Raw genomic sequence first — 17,987 nt, 5'->3', positions numbered from 1 at the left:
CATTTTATTGATATTTCGTTTGGTGCTAAATAGTTATAATCAATTTTTATCGAACCTTACATAAAGTAGCTTATCTAATACTTCAGACAGCAATGCTTCATCACAAGGTTTTAATAAGTAATCCTTGACACCGAGCTTCATCGCTCTTCTAACGTGGATATATCCGCTTAGCGCCGATACTACTACCCATTGAGTATCTGGAAACCTGTTGCGGTAAGCTTCAATGAATGTCAGCCCGTCCATTCCTGGCATAGTGATATCTGTAAGTACGATATGTATGTTGTCCTTCTCCATAATCATCAAAGCTTCATTCGCGGAAGCCGCTTCATACAGGTTATGCTCTAAATAAAGATTAAATAGGGTACGGATCATACCTTTTCTAATTATGGGATCATTATCAATAATTAGAATGTTCATTTTCGCAACCCCTCCTGTCCGTCACTTCCCTACACTCACATCCTTCTTTCCTTACTTTGAGAATAGTATAAATATTGCGTTCTTTCTTTCAAAATTGGTTATGATTATATCAATATCGTACGTTAATTTGTTGACACTTTGACCAAACTGATTCCTCAAAATTAAAAACCCGCGCTAGGCGCGGGTTCTTATGGGACTATGTTTTTGTCTTCTGACATCTTCACAAGTCTTATTGAATCGATACTGCTAGTTCTTTTAGTTGTTCTCTTTCCAGAACTTCTTTTGTTGTTCCTTTTTTAGCTAAATGTAAAATGACCTGACCTAATTGTTCAGAAGTTACTACCGACTTCATGCGTTTTAACAACGGATTTAATGGTTTCATTAAATTGTATAGTATACGATACTGAGTTGTTTTTGAACGTTCACCATTCATAGGCAAAATTGCAGCTGGACGTAACATGTAGGCAGCTTCAAATGGCATACTCAGTAATGTGTTTTCCGTTTTCCCTTCTACTCGTGCCCACATCTCTTTTCCTTGCTCTGTGCTATCTGTTCCCATTCCAGAAACATAGATGATTTTCATATTCGGATTTAGTTGCACTAATTGCTTAGCAGCCTTTATCGTCATTTCATAGGTGATACGTGTATATTCAGCCTCCGACATACCCGTCGAGGAAACACCAATCAGATATAAACATGCATCAAACCCCGTCACTTTTTCCTTTACGGAAGAGAGGTCTGAGATGTCTGGTAACACAATTTCTTGATATTTAGGGTGCTGTTTTTCCGTTGGCTTACGAACAATTGCCACGACCTGCTCAACCTCTGGATCTAATAGACATTCTCTTAATGCTATCTGTCCTATCATACCTGTTGCACCATATAAGATTACTTTCATACGGACACCCTTTCTTTTAAAAAACAATATTATATTATTTTTCCATCATCATTATATTTTTAAACGTTAATATGAACGCAACATTACTCGGCGTACCTTGTAGTTTTAAGTAAGTTTTAAAGAGAAGATGTTCCTTTTTCTCATAAATGAATAATAAATGATCGTTCACTTAATGTCAATTGATCATCTTTTAAATCCTTTTAAAAATCATACAGAATACTACCGTCATAAAAAATTAGATTTTTAATTAACCGCCACGCTCTATTTTCCACAAAAAAGGGACACCCACACTCTCTTTTGTGGATGTCCTTATATAATGGTAACACGATATGAAAATATGGTAGAATCATAGCCCGTTATCAAAGCTTATATTTTAATCCTGCTTTTTCACTTCCTGAGTTTGAATTTGTTGAAAAGCTTGCAGGAAGGTGTCGGCAGACTGAGGACTCTGGATCGCATATCGATCATTGATAATAAAATATGGAATCGACCGTATGCCTGCTTTTTGTGCAAACCTTACATCTTCATTTATTTCTGAAACCCCTTCTTTGTTCAGTAACCTTCTCTTTATGTCAACTTGGTCCAATCCGGCGTCACCGGCAATTTGCAATAATACATTGATATTACCAATATCAAGCCCGTCTTCGAAGTAAGCTTTAGCAATCAAATCGGCTGTTCAATTACGATACCATAATCCCGGCACTTTCATATTAAGCTTGAAGAGAAGCGAGTGCATTCTTCAGGTGGATAGGATTAAAGTACTCACGCCAGAGGCTGACACGACCGTCTGTTATGCGCAACAAGCTAATATAGGATTGTTCGTATGAATGGCCACTCTGAGCCACAACTCCGTTTCCATCCATTTCAGCAAAAAACAAATCCGGTTCGCCAGCAGGATACACCTTAACATTGAAAATATTCCACGAAGAATACATTCCTTGTTCTTTACCGATAAACTGATCCAGCATCTGTACTAAGGCTTCTTTTCCCTCCACACGATTTGGTACTCCTGGCAGGGCAAAAGGCGTTTCATATGCGATATCGTCAGCCATAAGTGCAGCCATGGCTTGTACATCCTGATTGTTTTCTGCTTCAAAAAGTTTTACGACGATCTCTGTTGCGTTCATATTGTTTTCCCCTTTTCACTTAGTGTGCTGAGTTCAATTAAGAACTCTAACTAAAGTATAGTCTTATACGGCTATGAAGGATTGAGCAAAAGGCGTTAGTATTTGTATAAAATGCTCAACAAAACAACTGTCACAACTGGCTTTTTGTTACCGTGATATATTGGCAAATTGCATAGGTGTTAAACCAACCGTCCGCTTAAAAAGTTTGGTGAAATGGCCTTGATCTGAAAACCCGACTTGAGCCGCTATCTCTTTAAAACTCATTTTTCCGCACCGAATCAAAAACTTAGATCGTTCGATCCGTAGCTGAATTAAGTACTGGTGCGGCGTAAACCCGGTGTGCTGCTTAAAGAGCCGAACAAGATGGGATGTGCTAACATTTGCTACGGCAGATATTTCATCAAGAGAAATGTCCTTTTCAAGGTGAGCATGCATGTATTCAATAACCAAGGAGATTTGCTGGTTGGTCACATGTTTGGGTTTCAAACATTTTTGGGAGCTTGTCGTGTAATGCTGAAGCAAATGAATAATCGTCATGTTCGCTAAAGAATCTATATATAATTTTCCGCTTGCCCCGTTATTACTGAGCTCTTCAAACATCCACTGGCTAAGCTGCAGCAATTTAGGGTCTTGCACAAGAAATTTATGATCTAATTCAATATGGCCTGTCCATCCTAATCCTGATTCATACGCAACTTCATCCATATAAGAAGGTGTGATTTCCATTTTCAAAAAAGATATCGCTTGCTCCCATTGGCAATATGTGTTTTGACCAGATGGCATTATTTGAATGTCGCCTGGTTTCGTAAGACCTTCATTCACTCCTGAATTTTCAAAATGATTTATTTTAACCGGCTCCGAAGAACCATGTATTGTTATAAGATGTTTGGAATCCAGTGAGGTATCGTATGCTTGATGGGGAGAAATATCATCCCACTTGGATAGCTTAATTTTATTCCATCCCTGACTATCGCTTGAAATAATCGGTTTTACGTCAATTGTAGAAAATTTTTCAGGCTTCATTTTCATATCCACTCCCACAGCTCCTGAATAGCTTTGATTCGAGTATTATTGCCCCAGTTGTTATTATTAATAAAAGGAGTTGTCCTTAAGTCCCTTAATGGACCGTTGAACAACTCCTTTTAATATCATATTTGAATTATCGATTATTTTGATTAAACCAAGTCAAGAAGTTATCTACCACGGAATCCAAAAACTGAATTGTCGGCTCGTGCGTTAGATTACCCGCTTCATCAAATTTTTCATGAACGGCCCCTATATAGACTTCATTTCCAGGAAGAAGCGGAGATGAAATACCAAAGGAGAATAAAATTTCGCGCAAATGCAATTGGGCTTTAACGGTTCCTAAATTACCCATAGAGGCTCCGACGATCCATGATGGTTTACCATTCATCACTCTGTCCACACGGGACAACCAATCGATGGCATTCCCTAGCACACCCGGAATCGTACCATTGTATTCTGGCGTCACCCACAACACTGCATCTGCATCGGCCACTTGATTTTTAAATTCCCGAACGGCTTCAGGTGGATCATTCTCAATATCTTGGTCATAAAACGGTAAGTTAAGGCTTAGGATTTCAAGATCAAACTTATCGCCGTAACGCTTCTTGATAAATTGAGCAAGCTTAAGGTTATAAGAATCTTTTCGGATACTTCCTACAATAGCAGCAACTTTCATAATTACCTCCGTTGGTTACGAATTTGTTATTGCCTAGTGCATTGTTTCTCTAATTAGTTTGTTAGAGCTGCGTAATCTTCCTCACTTAGTTCGAGAGTGGCTGCACGCAGATTGTCTTCCAAGTGAACAGGAGAAAGTGTCCCAGGAATCGGTAAAATTATAGGTGAGCGCTGGAGCAGCCATTTTAATGCCACCTGCTGCGTTGTAGCATTCAATTTGCGGGCGATATCTGCTACCCTTTCTTCTACCTTGGCAGTATCACCAAACAAGCCACCCAAAGGGAACCAAGGAATGAAGACAATCTGGTGTTCGGTACAAAAGTTTACAAGATCCTCATATTTGCGATTGAACACATTGAATTCGTTCTGAACGCTAACTATCGGTGCAATTTGCAGTGCCAGTTGAAGCTGCTCAACCGTTACCTCAGACAAGCCAATGTGCTTAATAAGCCCTTCATCTTGGAAGCTTTTAAGCAACTGTATCGTTTCTTCCAGTGGAATATTAGCATCTACACGGTGGAGTTGATAAAGGTCAATGCGGTCTACTTTGAGTCTCTTCAAACTATCTTCCAACTCGCGCCGTAATTGTTGGGGGTCATTCCCTTTCGCACCACCTTTTGTAGCCACCAATAGGCCGTTACCGTAAGGTACAAGTGCGCTGGCAATACCTTCCTCGCTTTCTCCATCACCATAGAGATGTGCTGTGTCAATAAAATTGATGCCTAGTTCTAGCGCACGTTTAAGTAAATTATGTGCATCCGGTGTGTTGGTGATGCGGTTGGTGCCCAAGCCAATTCGATTGACAGTGAAATCACCTATTGAAATAGTGCCCGCATGTGCTGCAGAAATAGTTTCTGACATCGTATGTTCTCCTTTATTCGTTTTATATATAATGGTGCTAAACACCATTTTAAACGGAACAGAACTGTTCTGTTCCGAATTTAGAATACAATACAGTCTTGTTCTGTGTCAAGAGTCATGAAAATTTAAAAATACACCCCTTAGAATGAACATTAGATTCAATGGTATTCTTAGGAGTGTATATATTATGATCTCTTAATTAAGGATTTAAGCTATATGCAAATCAATCAAATGTGTTGCAAGTGCTTTGAGTTGGGATGCCGGACCGGCAGAGCCCAGTGCATGAGCTAACGACAGTGCTCCAGTGATTACAAGCATCAGTTGATCCGTCAAAATTTCATTTTTCGCACCGGCCTGCCGAGTCAATTGGTTCAAGCGTAAACGCATTGCAGAGTTGTATTCAACAGTCAATTGCTTGACAAAATGACTCTCTTCGGGAAATTCCGCAAGCGCGTTTGAAAAAGCACAGCCACGATAATCGGGACTCATCATTGTATTCACAATTACATCGATAAAAGCTAACAATTGCTCTTTTGGGGATCCCTCATGCTTTGCAATTACTTCGTCAAATTGTTTCCAGTCATGTCTTTCCAATTCCAAGAGGTATGCGGCTATTAAATCATCTTTGGTTGGAAAATGGCGATAAAGGGTCGCCTTGCCAACTCCGGATTTCTCAACAATTGTATCAACACCTACCGAACGTATACCTTTGTGATAAAACATATCGCAAGCCACTTCTAAGATGCGCTGCCGCGCATTTTTACGCATTGTTGTCAATTCAAACACCTACCACTCTCTAAAATTGCTGTCCTCATAGTGTATCAAAGCACTTATATTACATCAACTGATGATCGGCAGGTTCATTGATATCCAGCAGGTCACTTATTAATAATGGATTGATTCTAATCGCCACCTTAATGAAGTCAATAACATATTTTAACACATTCTGGTATCGAAACACCTAGTATTCTCGTGCCACGGTTGGCGCTGTGATAACACTAAACTTCCTGGACAAGAAAAAGGACCTCATCCACCTCGGACGGGTCCCTGCATTTTCTTACGGATTGGCGGTTTCGTTAATCTTCTCGAAGTACGGACCCAGTTTGGAGGCGAGCTGCTGCCACTGCTGCTGTTCTTCTTTGGTCAGCTTCTCCTCATGCGGGATCCCCTTTTCATCGGTGATCTTCAGCTTTAATTGCATCAATTGCTTGGTCAGCTCCACATACTCCTTGAATTCGTCTTTGGTGAGCTTACCTTTTGCGGCCTGAATGAATTCTTCAATCTCTTGATAGTCTTCTTGTGTACCACCGCGCTGTTCAATGGCCGCAGAAGAACCGAAAATATCATCGGCCAGATAAGAAGCAGCTAGTGCGGCAGACGGAATCAGGATTGCTACTGCGACAATACTTGTCAGTATGCGTTTTTTCATGGGAGATCTACCTCTCTTTTCGCTCACATAGTCTTGATAGGACTGCTTGACACGTCCATACAATCCCGGTGGGCAGTGCATCGAATCTGCAGCCTGGCGAAGCTCCTCACGCAATTCCTTGTCAATGGACATATGCGTCTCCTCCCGCCATTTCGAATCGTTTCCGGAGTTCTTTCAGTGCCAGATGATGCCTGGATTTCACTGTGCCCACGGGGATCTGCAGCATGTCAGCGATTTCTTCCATGGTATAGTCGTGAAAATAGCGCAGGATGACGACCACGCGTAGTTTGTACGATAACTGGTGGACAAGACTGAACAGATCTTGCTGCATTTCGGACTGCAAGACAGCTTTGTCTGTCCAGTCAAGCTGTTCACAAGTCATCTGGCGGTTTCGTTCAAATAGACGAATTCGCCGCCAGGCCTTTCTTTTCCAATCCTGGACAAGACGGACTGTGATTCCGTGCAACCAAAATCGAAACGGCCGGCTCGGGTCGTATTTGTCAAACGACCGCCACAAGCGCATGTAAACTTCATTTACGATATCCTCAATGTCCTGTTTGTTGTAGACGAGAAAAGCAACCGTCCGATAGACGTCTTGGTGAGTCGCTTGATAGACAAGATGAAAAGATGACTCGTCGCCTAATGTCGCTTTTTCAAGCCACGAGAGTAACTCTTTATCATTCATGGGGGCCCCTCCTGAACATGTTACAACTCTTAATTCGCTCCCGTGGGGAAAAAGGTTCAGTAAGAGAATAAACTTTTTTTGACAATAGTTAAATAGCTCTTTGAATCGGGCCTCTATCCCAAATTAATCTCCCGAATCTTCTCCAACGGTACTTTCGGTTTACGGTCTTCGGTCAACAGGCCGTTTACCTCATCCTGCACGTCCGTAATTTGTGTATAACAATAGCCAGAAATAAACGGTATGGCTCTAATCGCTCCGGTTATGCTGCCAAACCGCTCCAGGAAAGCTTCCTCGCTATCCACCTGATTGCCGTACCCCCAACCCTTTTCACCCTTGAAAGCAATTCCTCCAAACTCGCTGATGATAATGGGCTGGCCTTTATAACTGTAGCCCTGGGCGAATGCGAATTTCCACTCGTTGTACGTACCGCTGCTACCTGTGATCGAGTCTTTATCCTTGTAAGTATTGTACAAGTCTTCGCCCCGCTCCACATAATCATGGAGGGTCAAAATATCAGAAACGGTGTGCTCCCATCCGTCATTGGTGATAACCGGGCGATACGGATCAAAGGATTTGGTCAAATGATAAATGCCTTCCGTAAATTTCTGCTGCCGCACGTCATGGAGAATATTTTGAATGCCCCAGGATTCGTTAAAAGGCACCCAGGTAATAATGCAGGGATGATTGTACTGCTGCTGCACGACCTCCAGCCATTCCTTGGTAAAACGCTCCACGGCCTCATCATTATATTCATAAGCTGCCGCCATTTCAGACCAGACCAGCATACCTTTAACATCGCACCAGTACAGGAACCGGGCGTCTTCGATTTTCATATGCTTGCGCACACCGTTATAGCCCATCTTGGCAATCGTTTCGAGATCTTCAATTAGCGCTTCTTCAGACGGAGGCGTCAGATGGCTTTCAGTCCAGTAACCCTGATCCAGGATCAATCTTTGGTATAGGGGAATATTGTTCAGCAGGATTTGGCCGTCTTTGATCGAGATTTTGCGCATGCCGAAATAAGAACCCACCCGGTCGATTTCTCGTTCGCCTTCGTACAGCACAAATTCCACGTCAAACAGATTCGGATTGCCCGGTGACCACAGGTTTTGCAGCCAAGGTCCGTTAATGCCGTTCATCATGCTGGTTTCCACCGTTAGCCAGGCGCTGTCGGCCGAAAGACTCAGCTTTCTTACCGTTTCGCCCTTAAATGTAATTTCTGTATCTAGCCGGAGATCCTTCTTGTTTGTCGTACCGTGCATGCGAAAATCAAAGCGGATCATTTGGCGGTCAATGTCCGGCGTCATTTTCACCAGATCCAGATGGGTTTCATGGACATGTTCGAGCCAGACGCTTTTCCAAATACCTGTTGTCTGTACATAGAACGAGTCATGGTTCCGGCCGGCCCAGCGTTGCTTGCCCCGGGGCTGCAGACAGCTGTGGCTGTCTTCCACCTTCAGTACAATCTCATTTTCGCCGTTTTGCCCCAGCAGATCGGTTATGTCAAATGAAAAACGGGCGTACGCTCCTTCATGCTCCCCCGCAAAACTACCGTTCACCCAGCAGGTAGCTTTATAATCCACACCTTCAAAATGCAATATCGTCCGTTTCCCTACCGCCTCTGGAGAAAGCGTCAGGTTTCTCCGATACCAGATCTGTGGATGAAATTTCTCGTTGCCGATCCCGCTCGCCTTAGTTTCATAGGTAAACGGAACGTTTATTTTGAGTGCGGCCGGAAAATGGTCCATCCAACGTTCGGCAACGCCGACTTTGTCATCATCGAAGCTGAAATCCCACTCCCCGTTCAGATCCAGCCACTGGCTCCGTACAAATTGGGGTCTCGGATAGTTTCTCATATAAAATTTCGTAGCTGCTGCGTTCACTATTGCATCGTTCCTCTCTCTGGTCACTGAAGTATTATCTGTATTCCTTTCACAGATTACTATCTTGTTCAGAGAAAGAAAATGATTTATCCTATCTAATGACTGATCTATTATCCTATTAAGGAGCGAAATCCATTGATACACTTAAAGCGGTGTGGATATAATGTAATCCATCCTGAGGGCTTTACCGTCGACCGACCGGCCGGGTCAGGGGATTACGTCTTTATATTATTCCGGAGCAGAATGGAGCTTAGAATTCAATCACAAACGGTATTTGCTGAACCAAATTCCTTTATTATTTTTAACAAAAACAGCCCCTATTTCTACCGAGATGCCGAACGTCCTCTGATCCATGACTGGTTCCATTTTGAGATGGAGGCTGCAGATGCTTTTTTTGCTCGGCTGAATCTGCCTCTGGATACCTTAATCAGAGCACACGATCCCTTCTATATTTCCAGAAAAGTGAATGAGATTCATTGGGAGAATCTGCAGAACGGAACCTTTCGCAATGAGATTATCGATTATACCATTCGTTCTCTGTTCATGAAGCTTAGCGATATTCGAAATCATGTGGAGCCCCACAATCAAATTAGTAAATACTATGATTCGTTCTTAAACCTGAGAAATGAAGTGTTCAGCTCTCCTACTACTTGGTATACTGTCGAATTCTTGGCAGATAAGATGAATATGAGCAGGTCTTATTTTCAGCATATGTACAAGCAAATCTTCGGCATACCGGTAATTAACGATATCATCCTTAACAGACTAGGGTATGCCTCCTATTTATTGAAGAACACATCGTATACAATCAGCCATATTTCTGGCATTTGCGGTTATGAGAACGACGTACATTTTATGCGGCAATTCAAAAAGTTCGTAGGTCTAACTCCAAGTGAATACAGAGGAAGGTCTGATGTTGGGCAATAATTCTATCTTCTCTTCTCTCATAAGTTTAGAAAAGTTATCAAACTGCCCATATGGTGCGATGTTTTCGTGGTTTTAGATTTTGTGTCATTAGACAAAATAGAAAAGGAGCACACGGTTGAAAACCTAATGTGCTCCTTTTCGTTCATCTGAAGATGCGAGGGATCTATCCGTTGCCTAGCACTCAGCTTAATTTACGTCCAGCAATCGTTGCCCTAAATTAAGCTCAAAGTCCCCTTGTTGTCCAAATCCGAGTGCTATTGCTTTCGAAACTTTTTCCTGCGTTCCTGGGGACATAGCTCCCTTGATAAATGCCGATCTAGATTCTTGTAATTCCGAAGTCTCGGGTAATCCGATACGATTGATTAGGTTTTTAGCATCAGTTAACACCTGGCGATCCATGGCTGAAATTCTTAGAGCCAAGTTTTCCACGAATCCCCCCAATTCCGAGTCGGTGATCGCTCTGTTTATCCATCCGTAACGTTCCGCCGTCAAGGCATCATAATCGTTCGCTCCCAGGACTATTTCCAACGCTCGCGCACGACCTGATAGACGTGACAATCGCTCAATCGCACCAGTACCCGGCACGACACCGACTGCCAGTTCCGGCTGTCCGAAGACGGCTTTCTCTAGGCTGGCAAACCGCATGTCGCATGCAAGGGCAAACTCGCTGCCGACTCCACGGATCCGGCCCCGAATTTCAACGATACTGACAACCGAAGATTTGGAAAGCCGTGTCGTGAAGTCAATTAGCGCTGGGAGTTCGATGTCTTTCGGCGTTTTTTGTTTCTCTCCGGCGCGTGTCATGTCATAGTGAGAGATAAAAAAATCAGGATCGGCGCTATCGAATACGACGACCTTCAACTCGGGGTCACTCTCGATCTGATCCATGAGCTCCAAAAGCTCATACACCGTATCAGGATCGACCAAATTAATCGGTGGATTATGAAACGTTATGCGCCAGTAAGCAGGCGTTTTGCGATTGACAGTTAGTTGAGTGTTTGCATTCATATCAAATTCTCCTTTTTTTAATTGGATTGGGCGTGTTGACGACCGGATACATAGTACCGCAGCAGCACGATTAATGAGCAAATGCTGATCACAGTTAAGACTACATACACATATTTGTACGCATGAACCAGCGAAACCTTATCTTGAAAAGTAAGTAGCATTCCGCAAACGGCAACGGAAAATGAACCGCCGAAAAATTGAATTAGCTGCATAAAGCCCATACCCGAACCGATCAGCTCAGCAGGCAAAATACGAGAGGCTTCGTTATTTAAAGACGATAATGAGGTCGAGACTGCCGGAGAGAAGAAAAGATACCCGAAGAGAATGACAGCCGAAGACACGCCGAGGCTCGTCCAAAAAGTGATCAATACCAAAGCCAAAATGACTTGCCCGATCAACAGAAACCGCAAATTTCCGTAGCGGTCGATCCAGCGTCCTACGAAACTCGTGAGGATGGTGGATAAAACAGCCCCCGGCGCGATCGTAAAGCCGATTTCCAGCGGTGATCTGCCGAATAGGTTCGCTAGCGCAAGCGGCATTAAAAACAGATTGCCGAGATTCATGAACAGAATGCAGAATCCAACTACAAGCAATTTTCGATACGCGGGTAAAGCCAATACAGCTGGATTGATGAATGATGCCTTGGCACGTTTGAGGTAGGCAGCATGGACCGCAATCGATAACAGGCCCGCACCCAGCCATACGATCGAGCGCTGCGATACGGCTGTCAAAATCGTCACGGCATTCACGACGGTCAGAAGGGCACCTGTGATGTCAAACTTAAACGGCTTGGGCTGCTCTTTAGGGAGCAAACGCAGCAAAATCGGAAGAAGTACAAGCACGAGGCAAGTGATGGCAAACAAACCGTTCCAACCGATGTACTCGCTGATCAGTCCACCTATAATTGGACCAAGCCCGAATGCCATAGCAGATCCCGCAGATATCATAGAAATCGCTCTACCGCGTCTTTCGTAAGGAACATATCGGCTGGCGATGATGAGACCGAGTCCCGCCATAGAACCGGCACCGGCGGACTGTGCGATCCGCGCTATTAGCAATGTGTGAAAACTATTCGCGAATATGCCGAAAACGGAAGATAGCCCGAGTATCACGAGCCCGACTGACAACAATCTTCGAATCGGCAGCGTGTCGGAAAGCCTACTATAAATGACCGTTGACAAGGCGTAGCCTATCGAGTAACTGGAAACAATCCAGGAGCCGAGGTCCGCTGAAACTCCTATATCCCGAATGATGCTTGGAATGGAGACATTAAACATTGTCGTGTTCATAATGACGATGAACGTGCCGATTGTCCATACCAGTATGACGATCTTGTCTTTCATGTGAATACCGTCCTATCGTGTTGTTTATTCCTTGATGTAGTCTTTCTTTCATCACGTGATTCTATTTAAAAAGTAAAACCGCGTCATTCCAATAAAGACATATTCATCTCTACGATGCCTTCTAATTTTTCCTTGTCCGTGCTCGACTTCACCATAACGCGAAGTCCGATTAAGGCATTATTCAAAAAAGAAGACAGTTGTTCCGATTGGAGAGTCTTGGAAAGTTCTCCCGATCGTTGGCCCTTTACTATCAGGTCGCATATCAACCGTTCCGTGAAGCTCCAATTCAGTTGAACACATTCTCTGGCTTCGTCATCATTCATGGCCAACTCAACTGCGGTATTCGTGATGAGACAGCCGTCGGGTAACTCTTCCCGCTGTTGAATAGCTATTTCGAACAACAACCGGATCGCTTCCTTGGCTGTACGGGTTGCCGCCAGCCTTCGCGTTACCGATTGCTCGAGCATATCGGAATAGCGCTTTAGGCTTGTAATGAACAAGGACCTTTTATCGCCAAAGGTATCGTATAGGCTCCCTTTATGAATACCCATATGGGAGACCAGTTCCTGCATGGAGGTCTTCTCATATCCTTGTTCCCAGAATAAATGCATGGCTTTGAGCAGAACGACATCTTCATCGAATTCTTTGGGTCGAGCCATCTTGCCCCTCCTTTCTAAAATAATCAATTTAAGAACGATCATTCAAAAACCCCTTCGAATGGTCGTTCTTAAATTTAAAACCATTTAACCTCGATATTTTTGCAATCATCGTAAACTCTATAATCCATACTCTAAGATCAGATTAACCTACCACGTTCGTGATGACTTCGATATTACCGCGGGTTGCCCGAGCATAAGGGCAAACATCGTGAGCTTCCTCGACGATTTGTTTCGCAATGCTCGTTTCTACACCCTTAATAGCGATGTCCATGTTTACTGACAAGACAAAGCCGTCATTTGCATCTTTGCCGATCGTAACATGTGACGTTATTTTTATACCTTCCGATCTGATTCTATGTTTTCTCAGAACAACACCCAGCGCACCTTCAAAGCATGCGGCAAATCCAGCTGCGAACAGTTGCTCAGGGTTGGTTCCGTCTCCGCCGGGGCCTCCCATTTCCTTAGGAACTTTTAAGTCAATATCAAGGATGCCATCGCTGGACACCGCTTTGCCTTCTCTTCCGCCTTCCACCATCACAGTAGCTGTATACAATTTCTTTTCTATTTTATTCATTTTCGATCTCTCCTTTTCAATATTAGATCATGCTATTTTCCCATGAACCTCGAATTTCCACATCGCTCGCTTTAGCGGCTTGTTCCAGGTCTTCAATTTCCTTATTCGTCAACTTGACGTCAACGGCAGATATAGCACTGGCGATATGCGATGGTTTAGTCACTCCGATAATCGGTACTGTTCCCTTAGTGATTGCCCAGGCAATAGCGACTTCAGCAGGATTAACTTGATGCCGGGAACCGATTTCTCGCATCACTTCGATCAGATCTTCTAATTTGGTAAATACCTCTTCATTGAAGGCGTCTCCTCTTCGGGTTCCAGCCTTAAAAGGATTCTGCGCACTATATTTACCGGTCAAAGCCCCTTGTTCTAATACCATATAGGAGAAAAATAGCAAGTCATTGGCTTTGCAATACTCAATGATGCCTGCTTCTTCTGAGGAGCGATAGAGTAGACTGTAATGGTTTTGGACGGCAGAGAGCTGAAGTCCCTCTTGTGCCAATATGTCCACCGCGATCTTAATCTCCTCTAAGCTGTGATTAGAAACACCTACATATTTGACTTTTCCGCTTTTCATTAACGGGATCAGTTTGGAAGTCCAACGCCGAACGTTTTTAGGATTGTGAATCCAATAAATATCCACATGATCCTTTCCAAGGCGCTTTAAGCTTCCTGCGAAGGACTGTTCAACAGCATCGTCTGACTGATCTCCCATCGGTGTGAATTTCGTTGAGAGCAGGACATCATCTCTCCCAAGAATGAATTTTCCTAGAATCGTTTCTGAAGCGCCCATGCCATAAACTGCGGCCGTATCCCAAAGATTCAATCCGGCATTCATTGCCTCATTAAATATGGGCTTTAGATCCTGGTCCATCAGGTTATTCCCAAAAATTGCATCCCCTCCGTTAGCACCGGTCCCCCAAGACCAGGTTCCTAGGGCCACAGCCGGGATATTAGTGTTTTTTAGCTGAACAGTTTTCATGGTACATCTCTCCCCTTCTAAAGTAAGGTCTATAAGCTATTACATCTCAGCAAGAAGTTCTTTTGTTGTTAGAATGGCATGTGCAAAGGTAGGGCCATTAATTTCATGCGCGACACGCATAGCTTCTTTACTGAAAGCAGCTGTTGCATCTTTAACAAGTGTGACATGATAACCAAGCTCCATGCCAAAGCGTGCTGTCGCTTCGATGCACGTATTCGCCAACAAACCTACAACGATTATCTTTTGTACACCATGCATTTTAAGTTGATGATCCAGGTCAGTGTTTGCGAACCCGCTGCTGCCCCAGTGCTCTTTAATAATTACATCGCTCTTCTGAGGTTGAAAATCCGGATGGAATTCCCCGCCCCATGAACCTTTAGCAAATGTCTGTCTTTCTTTAACCCCAAGCTGATAAGGTGTTGGGTACAACCAATTTTCAAAATCATCGGGTTCAGATCTGTGGTGAGGAACAAAGAAAACTTGAATGCCTGCTTCTCTCACAGCGTTAACGATTTCTTTTAAATGTTCAAGCAAGTGTACGGAGTCTGCTACTTCTTTAGCACGTGGGAAACTCTTGCCTTCCGGTGATAAGAAATCATTGTAAGGGTCAACTAAAAGGAGCCCTGTTGTTGTTTGATCGTATACTTTTGTCATGGATATACATTCCCTTCTGATTGATCAGATTTAATTGAATACAGACAGATTCATTTCAATAAATTTAATGTCATTTCTCTGTCCGATATATTTTTACCATAACGTGAATCCCTATACGAGCATTGTTAAATAATGAGCAAGCCATTCCGCGTTGAGCATCTTGGCTCCCTTCCCTCCTTCCAAAGCAAATTTAACATATTGAGAACGATCGGTCAAGAATAATTTTACCGATCGTTCTCAAATAATAAGTGGTATCAAATCGGCAGTAGACCCATCGAGCGATCTCTTGACGACAAAAGAGAATAGGAACCTTCTTAAGAGTCCGATTCTTCCGGCACCACAAGCCATGCCCTAATCAATACGGAGTATGGCTTGTCTTTGTTCGACCACTCATTCGTCATCAGACGATTTTTGGAGCATGGTGGCGTCAGAGGTCATCTTATGGCTCTTCAAAGTTGCCTAAGCTATAACTTGAACTGTTTCACGAGCAGAAGCATTTCTTCGGATATCTGGCTCATCGAGTCCGCCGATGCGGAGATTTCTTCCATAGCTGTGAGCTGTCCGGCCGTGGCGGTGGAAATCGTCTGTGCCAGATCGTTGGACCAAGCCGCCATACGATCAATCTCCTGCAGAGAAGCATTGAACTCCTGAGAGCTTGCTGATATTTGTTCGGCGGCAGCAGAGGTCTCCTGTACGTGATACACAGCGCTGCGTGTTGCAAGAAGAATTCTTTGGAAAGCCTCACCTGAGTGACGGATGGAATCAACGCCAGATTGTACCTCCTGATCCCCTTGATCCATAGCCGTGGCGACTTTATTAATGTCAGCGAGAATGACCTGAATCAGTTCAGTAACTTCCATTGCGGATATCCTGGAACGCTCCGCTAGCTTTCTGATCTCATCCGCAACAACTGCAAATCCTTTGCCTTCCTCGCCAGCCCGTGCAGCCTCGATTGCTGCGTTCAACGCCAGTAGATTGGTTTGCGACGAAATAGTCGTCATCGTATCAATAATCTCGCCAATCTGATGCGACCGCTCTTTCAACTGATTGACGATTAGTGAGAGGTCGCCCACCGTTGTGGATACGGCAAGCATTTGCTCCGCTGACTGTGTAATCAGCTCGTTTCCATGTTCAGCATGACTCAAGGTAACTTGTGAAGCCTCAAAGGCTGTTGATGAAGTGGATGTGATGCGCTGTGCGCTGGCTGATAACTCCTCCATGGCATAGGTGCTCTCCTTCAGACTTTTCTTTTGTGTTTCATTGCTCAAGGCCACTTCTTGTGCAGATACAGAAATTTGGTCTGTTGCCGATGTCGTTTCCCCGAAGGTGATGGACAAATTGCGGGAGGCTGATGACAGGGCATCAGCATGGGACAACAGCCCCTGCGTCAGATCTCTTAATCTGCTATGCATGGTCTGGAAAGAAGTATACAAGTCACCGATTTCGTCCTGGCTATGTATGTCAATCGCTCTTTGAGACAAATCCCCAGAGGCGACCTGTTTCGCCTGCTGCGTCAACTGGACAAGCGGCCTGGTAAGACGCCTCGCAAGCAAAATAACAATAATCCCGCCGATTGCAATGCAGCCCACCAGCGAATACACAGTGGCTTGGACTATATGTTGCTGTCCTGCGTTATAATCCTTGATATAGGAGCCAGCTACAATCGTCCAGCCCCAGTTTGGTTCCCTTAACGAATATGCAATTTTCATAGCGTCAGCTCCCGAGTCTGGTAGCGGCCACCTGTATAGTGTAACTCCACCCCCAGACTGCTGCCCCTTTTGGAGCATATCCCGGATATGATAGAAGCCGTCAATGGTCTGCTTGTTCCAAAAGCTCTCCCCTTCCTGGGTCGGGTGGGCAACAAGATCACCCTGGTCGTTTAGAACAAAAAAATACCCGTGTTTGCCAATATCTATTTTTGTATTGATTGTCCGTGTACCATCCAGCTGTTTTGGCCCAAGCAGCATTTGCTTCATCTTCTCTTGTGCCTCTTCCTTGCTTAGGGCATCTTTTTTGGTGGCATCCTCGAACGAATCGATAAGCACCGCAGCCATATGAACCGTGTTTCGGAGATTAGTCTCCGTCTCCAAATTACTCTCACGGTCTGAAATCCAGATACTAATGCTTCCTATTAGCAATGCCGGAATGCTCAGGATTGCGAATGCGACGACCAGTAATTTATTCCGGATGGTGAACCGCCGTTGTCTTGTATTTGGTTTTGCCTTTGTTTTCATGATTATCCCCCCGTAGAGCTCCTTAAGTTTCAGCCCCAAAACAGCATATCGTATATTGAAATCGGATGAAAAAACAGCAGTCCAAAGTACTCTTTGAACTGCTGTCATGGATCGGACTCGGATGATTATTTCAATGTCTTCAGCATAGCAGAGACAAAGCCGATATGATCGGTCGCATGCAGCACCGTGGAAACAATCAGCTCACCAAACGTCTCGGCATTCAAAAAGTTTTCTTTTACCCGTACGTCCAGCTTGTCCACCAGCAATTCAAGGATCTCGTCTGGTTGTTTTCTTAATTGATCAATCAACACATCCCAAGCTGGCGGTTCATCCTGCCAATCCGCGGGTTTCGTCCCATAAGCAAAAAAGTCCTGGTAGCTTGCAGGAAGCCTCTTATTCTGTGCGAATTCCGAAAGACCGAATACATGGAACTCTGTCACGGTAAGTACATGACCAATATGCCAATGAATGCTGTTCTTGAAGCCTTCTGGCACAAGTTTACGTTTGTCCTCCGGACACTCAGCAACCAGCTCTATGAATTGATTATGACGATTCTTCAAAATGTCGAAAATAAAATCTGTTCTCATGTTTCCTGCCTCCTCATA

At 44.0% G+C, this 17,987-nt stretch carries 20 protein-coding genes; 1 reads left to right on the top strand and 19 read right to left on the bottom strand.

The genetic code is table 11. The features are described 5' to 3' along the window. Window positions 1–39: 39 nt before the first annotated feature. The 11 genes from ACFORK_RS09945 to ACFORK_RS09895 all read right to left on the bottom strand — a co-directional run bounded on the left by ACFORK_RS09945 (window position 40) and on the right by ACFORK_RS09895 (window position 8,974). Window positions 40–417: a response regulator gene (locus ACFORK_RS09945; RefSeq protein WP_379198189.1), complete on the bottom strand. Its 378-nt coding sequence runs from the start codon at window positions 415–417 to the stop codon at window positions 40–42. A gap of 229 nt (window positions 418–646) precedes the next feature. Then, a complete protein-coding gene (locus ACFORK_RS09940; RefSeq protein WP_379198187.1) occupies window positions 647–1,315 on the bottom strand; it encodes an NAD(P)H-binding protein in 669 nt (222 codons plus the stop codon). 373 nt (window positions 1,316–1,688) lie between these two features. Beyond that, window positions 1,689–1,982, bottom strand: coding sequence for a DsbA family oxidoreductase (locus tag ACFORK_RS09935; protein ID WP_379198185.1), 294 nt, complete (start codon window positions 1,980–1,982; stop codon window positions 1,689–1,691). Between the two features lie 43 nt (window positions 1,983–2,025). Further along, entirely contained in the window at window positions 2,026–2,442 is a 417-nt protein-coding gene (locus ACFORK_RS09930; protein WP_379198183.1) for a nuclear transport factor 2 family protein, read from the bottom strand. A 147-nt stretch (window positions 2,443–2,589) separates the two neighbouring features. Then, complete coding sequence (locus ACFORK_RS09925; protein ID WP_379198594.1) at window positions 2,590–3,471, bottom strand: helix-turn-helix domain-containing protein; 882 nt, start codon at window positions 3,469–3,471, stop codon at window positions 2,590–2,592. A gap of 130 nt (window positions 3,472–3,601) precedes the next feature. Further along, window positions 3,602–4,144: an NADPH-dependent FMN reductase gene (locus tag ACFORK_RS09920; protein ID WP_379198181.1), complete on the bottom strand. Its 543-nt coding sequence runs from the start codon at window positions 4,142–4,144 to the stop codon at window positions 3,602–3,604. Between the two features lie 53 nt (window positions 4,145–4,197). Further along, window positions 4,198–5,004, bottom strand: coding sequence for an aldo/keto reductase (locus ACFORK_RS09915; protein ID WP_379198179.1), 807 nt, complete (start codon window positions 5,002–5,004; stop codon window positions 4,198–4,200). A gap of 207 nt (window positions 5,005–5,211) precedes the next feature. After that, window positions 5,212–5,772, bottom strand: coding sequence for a TetR/AcrR family transcriptional regulator (locus ACFORK_RS09910; protein WP_379198177.1), 561 nt, complete (start codon window positions 5,770–5,772; stop codon window positions 5,212–5,214). Window positions 5,773–6,061: 289 nt separating this feature from the next. After that, window positions 6,062–6,565 (bottom strand): DUF3600 domain-containing protein, encoded by a 504-nt coding sequence (locus tag ACFORK_RS09905; protein ID WP_379198175.1) that lies wholly within the window; start codon window positions 6,563–6,565, stop codon window positions 6,062–6,064. Continuing rightward, window positions 6,555–7,118: a sigma-70 family RNA polymerase sigma factor gene (locus ACFORK_RS09900; protein ID WP_379198173.1), complete on the bottom strand. Its 564-nt coding sequence runs from the start codon at window positions 7,116–7,118 to the stop codon at window positions 6,555–6,557. The genes ACFORK_RS09905 and ACFORK_RS09900 overlap by 11 nt, the downstream gene beginning before the upstream one ends. Before the next feature lie 113 nt (window positions 7,119–7,231). Further along, complete coding sequence (locus tag ACFORK_RS09895) at window positions 7,232–8,974, bottom strand: glycoside hydrolase family 2 protein (RefSeq protein WP_379198171.1); 1,743 nt, start codon at window positions 8,972–8,974, stop codon at window positions 7,232–7,234. Window positions 8,975–9,244: 270 nt separating this feature from the next. Here ACFORK_RS09895 and ACFORK_RS09890 point away from each other — a divergent pair, with 270 nt between their 5' ends. Further along, window positions 9,245–9,928 (top strand): helix-turn-helix domain-containing protein, encoded by a 684-nt coding sequence (locus tag ACFORK_RS09890; protein ID WP_379198169.1) that lies wholly within the window; start codon window positions 9,245–9,247, stop codon window positions 9,926–9,928. Between the two features lie 186 nt (window positions 9,929–10,114). Here the strand turns inward: ACFORK_RS09890 and ACFORK_RS09885 are convergent, their stop codons facing one another. From ACFORK_RS09885 to ACFORK_RS09850, 8 genes are all read right to left on the bottom strand, one after another. Next, entirely contained in the window at window positions 10,115–10,936 is an 822-nt protein-coding gene (locus tag ACFORK_RS09885; protein ID WP_379198167.1) for an enoyl-CoA hydratase/isomerase family protein, read from the bottom strand. A gap of 17 nt (window positions 10,937–10,953) precedes the next feature. Further along, entirely contained in the window at window positions 10,954–12,279 is a 1,326-nt protein-coding gene (locus ACFORK_RS09880; protein WP_379198165.1) for an MFS transporter, read from the bottom strand. 83 nt (window positions 12,280–12,362) lie between these two features. Further along, the gene (locus tag ACFORK_RS09875; RefSeq protein ID WP_379198163.1) at window positions 12,363–12,938 is read right to left on the bottom strand and encodes a TetR/AcrR family transcriptional regulator; all 576 of its coding nucleotides are present in this window, start codon (window positions 12,936–12,938) and stop codon (window positions 12,363–12,365) included. Window positions 12,939–13,080: 142 nt separating this feature from the next. Further along, on the bottom strand, window positions 13,081–13,512 hold the full coding sequence (locus ACFORK_RS09870; protein WP_379198161.1) for an organic hydroperoxide resistance protein: 432 nt from the start codon (window positions 13,510–13,512) through the stop codon (window positions 13,081–13,083). 22 nt (window positions 13,513–13,534) lie between these two features. Beyond that, complete coding sequence (locus ACFORK_RS09865; RefSeq protein WP_379198159.1) at window positions 13,535–14,494, bottom strand: aldo/keto reductase; 960 nt, start codon at window positions 14,492–14,494, stop codon at window positions 13,535–13,537. Between the two features lie 39 nt (window positions 14,495–14,533). Beyond that, window positions 14,534–15,148 carry a cysteine hydrolase family protein gene (locus ACFORK_RS09860; protein WP_379198157.1) on the bottom strand — a complete coding sequence of 205 codons (615 nt, stop codon included), beginning with the start codon at window positions 15,146–15,148 and terminating at the stop codon, window positions 14,534–14,536. A 464-nt stretch (window positions 15,149–15,612) separates the two neighbouring features. Beyond that, entirely contained in the window at window positions 15,613–17,382 is a 1,770-nt protein-coding gene (locus tag ACFORK_RS09855; protein ID WP_379198155.1) for a methyl-accepting chemotaxis protein, read from the bottom strand. A gap of 125 nt (window positions 17,383–17,507) precedes the next feature. Further along, entirely contained in the window at window positions 17,508–17,969 is a 462-nt protein-coding gene (locus ACFORK_RS09850; RefSeq protein WP_379198153.1) for a DinB family protein, read from the bottom strand. Window positions 17,970–17,987: the final 18 nt, after the last annotated feature.

Origin of the sequence: Paenibacillus sp. GCM10012306 (assembly GCF_042649265.1) — a bacterium.
GTDB lineage: Bacteria > Bacillota > Bacilli > Paenibacillales > Paenibacillaceae > Paenibacillus_AQ.
The sequence above is the reverse complement of the archived record's forward strand: the minus strand, read 5'-3'. Positions and strand labels throughout refer to the sequence as shown.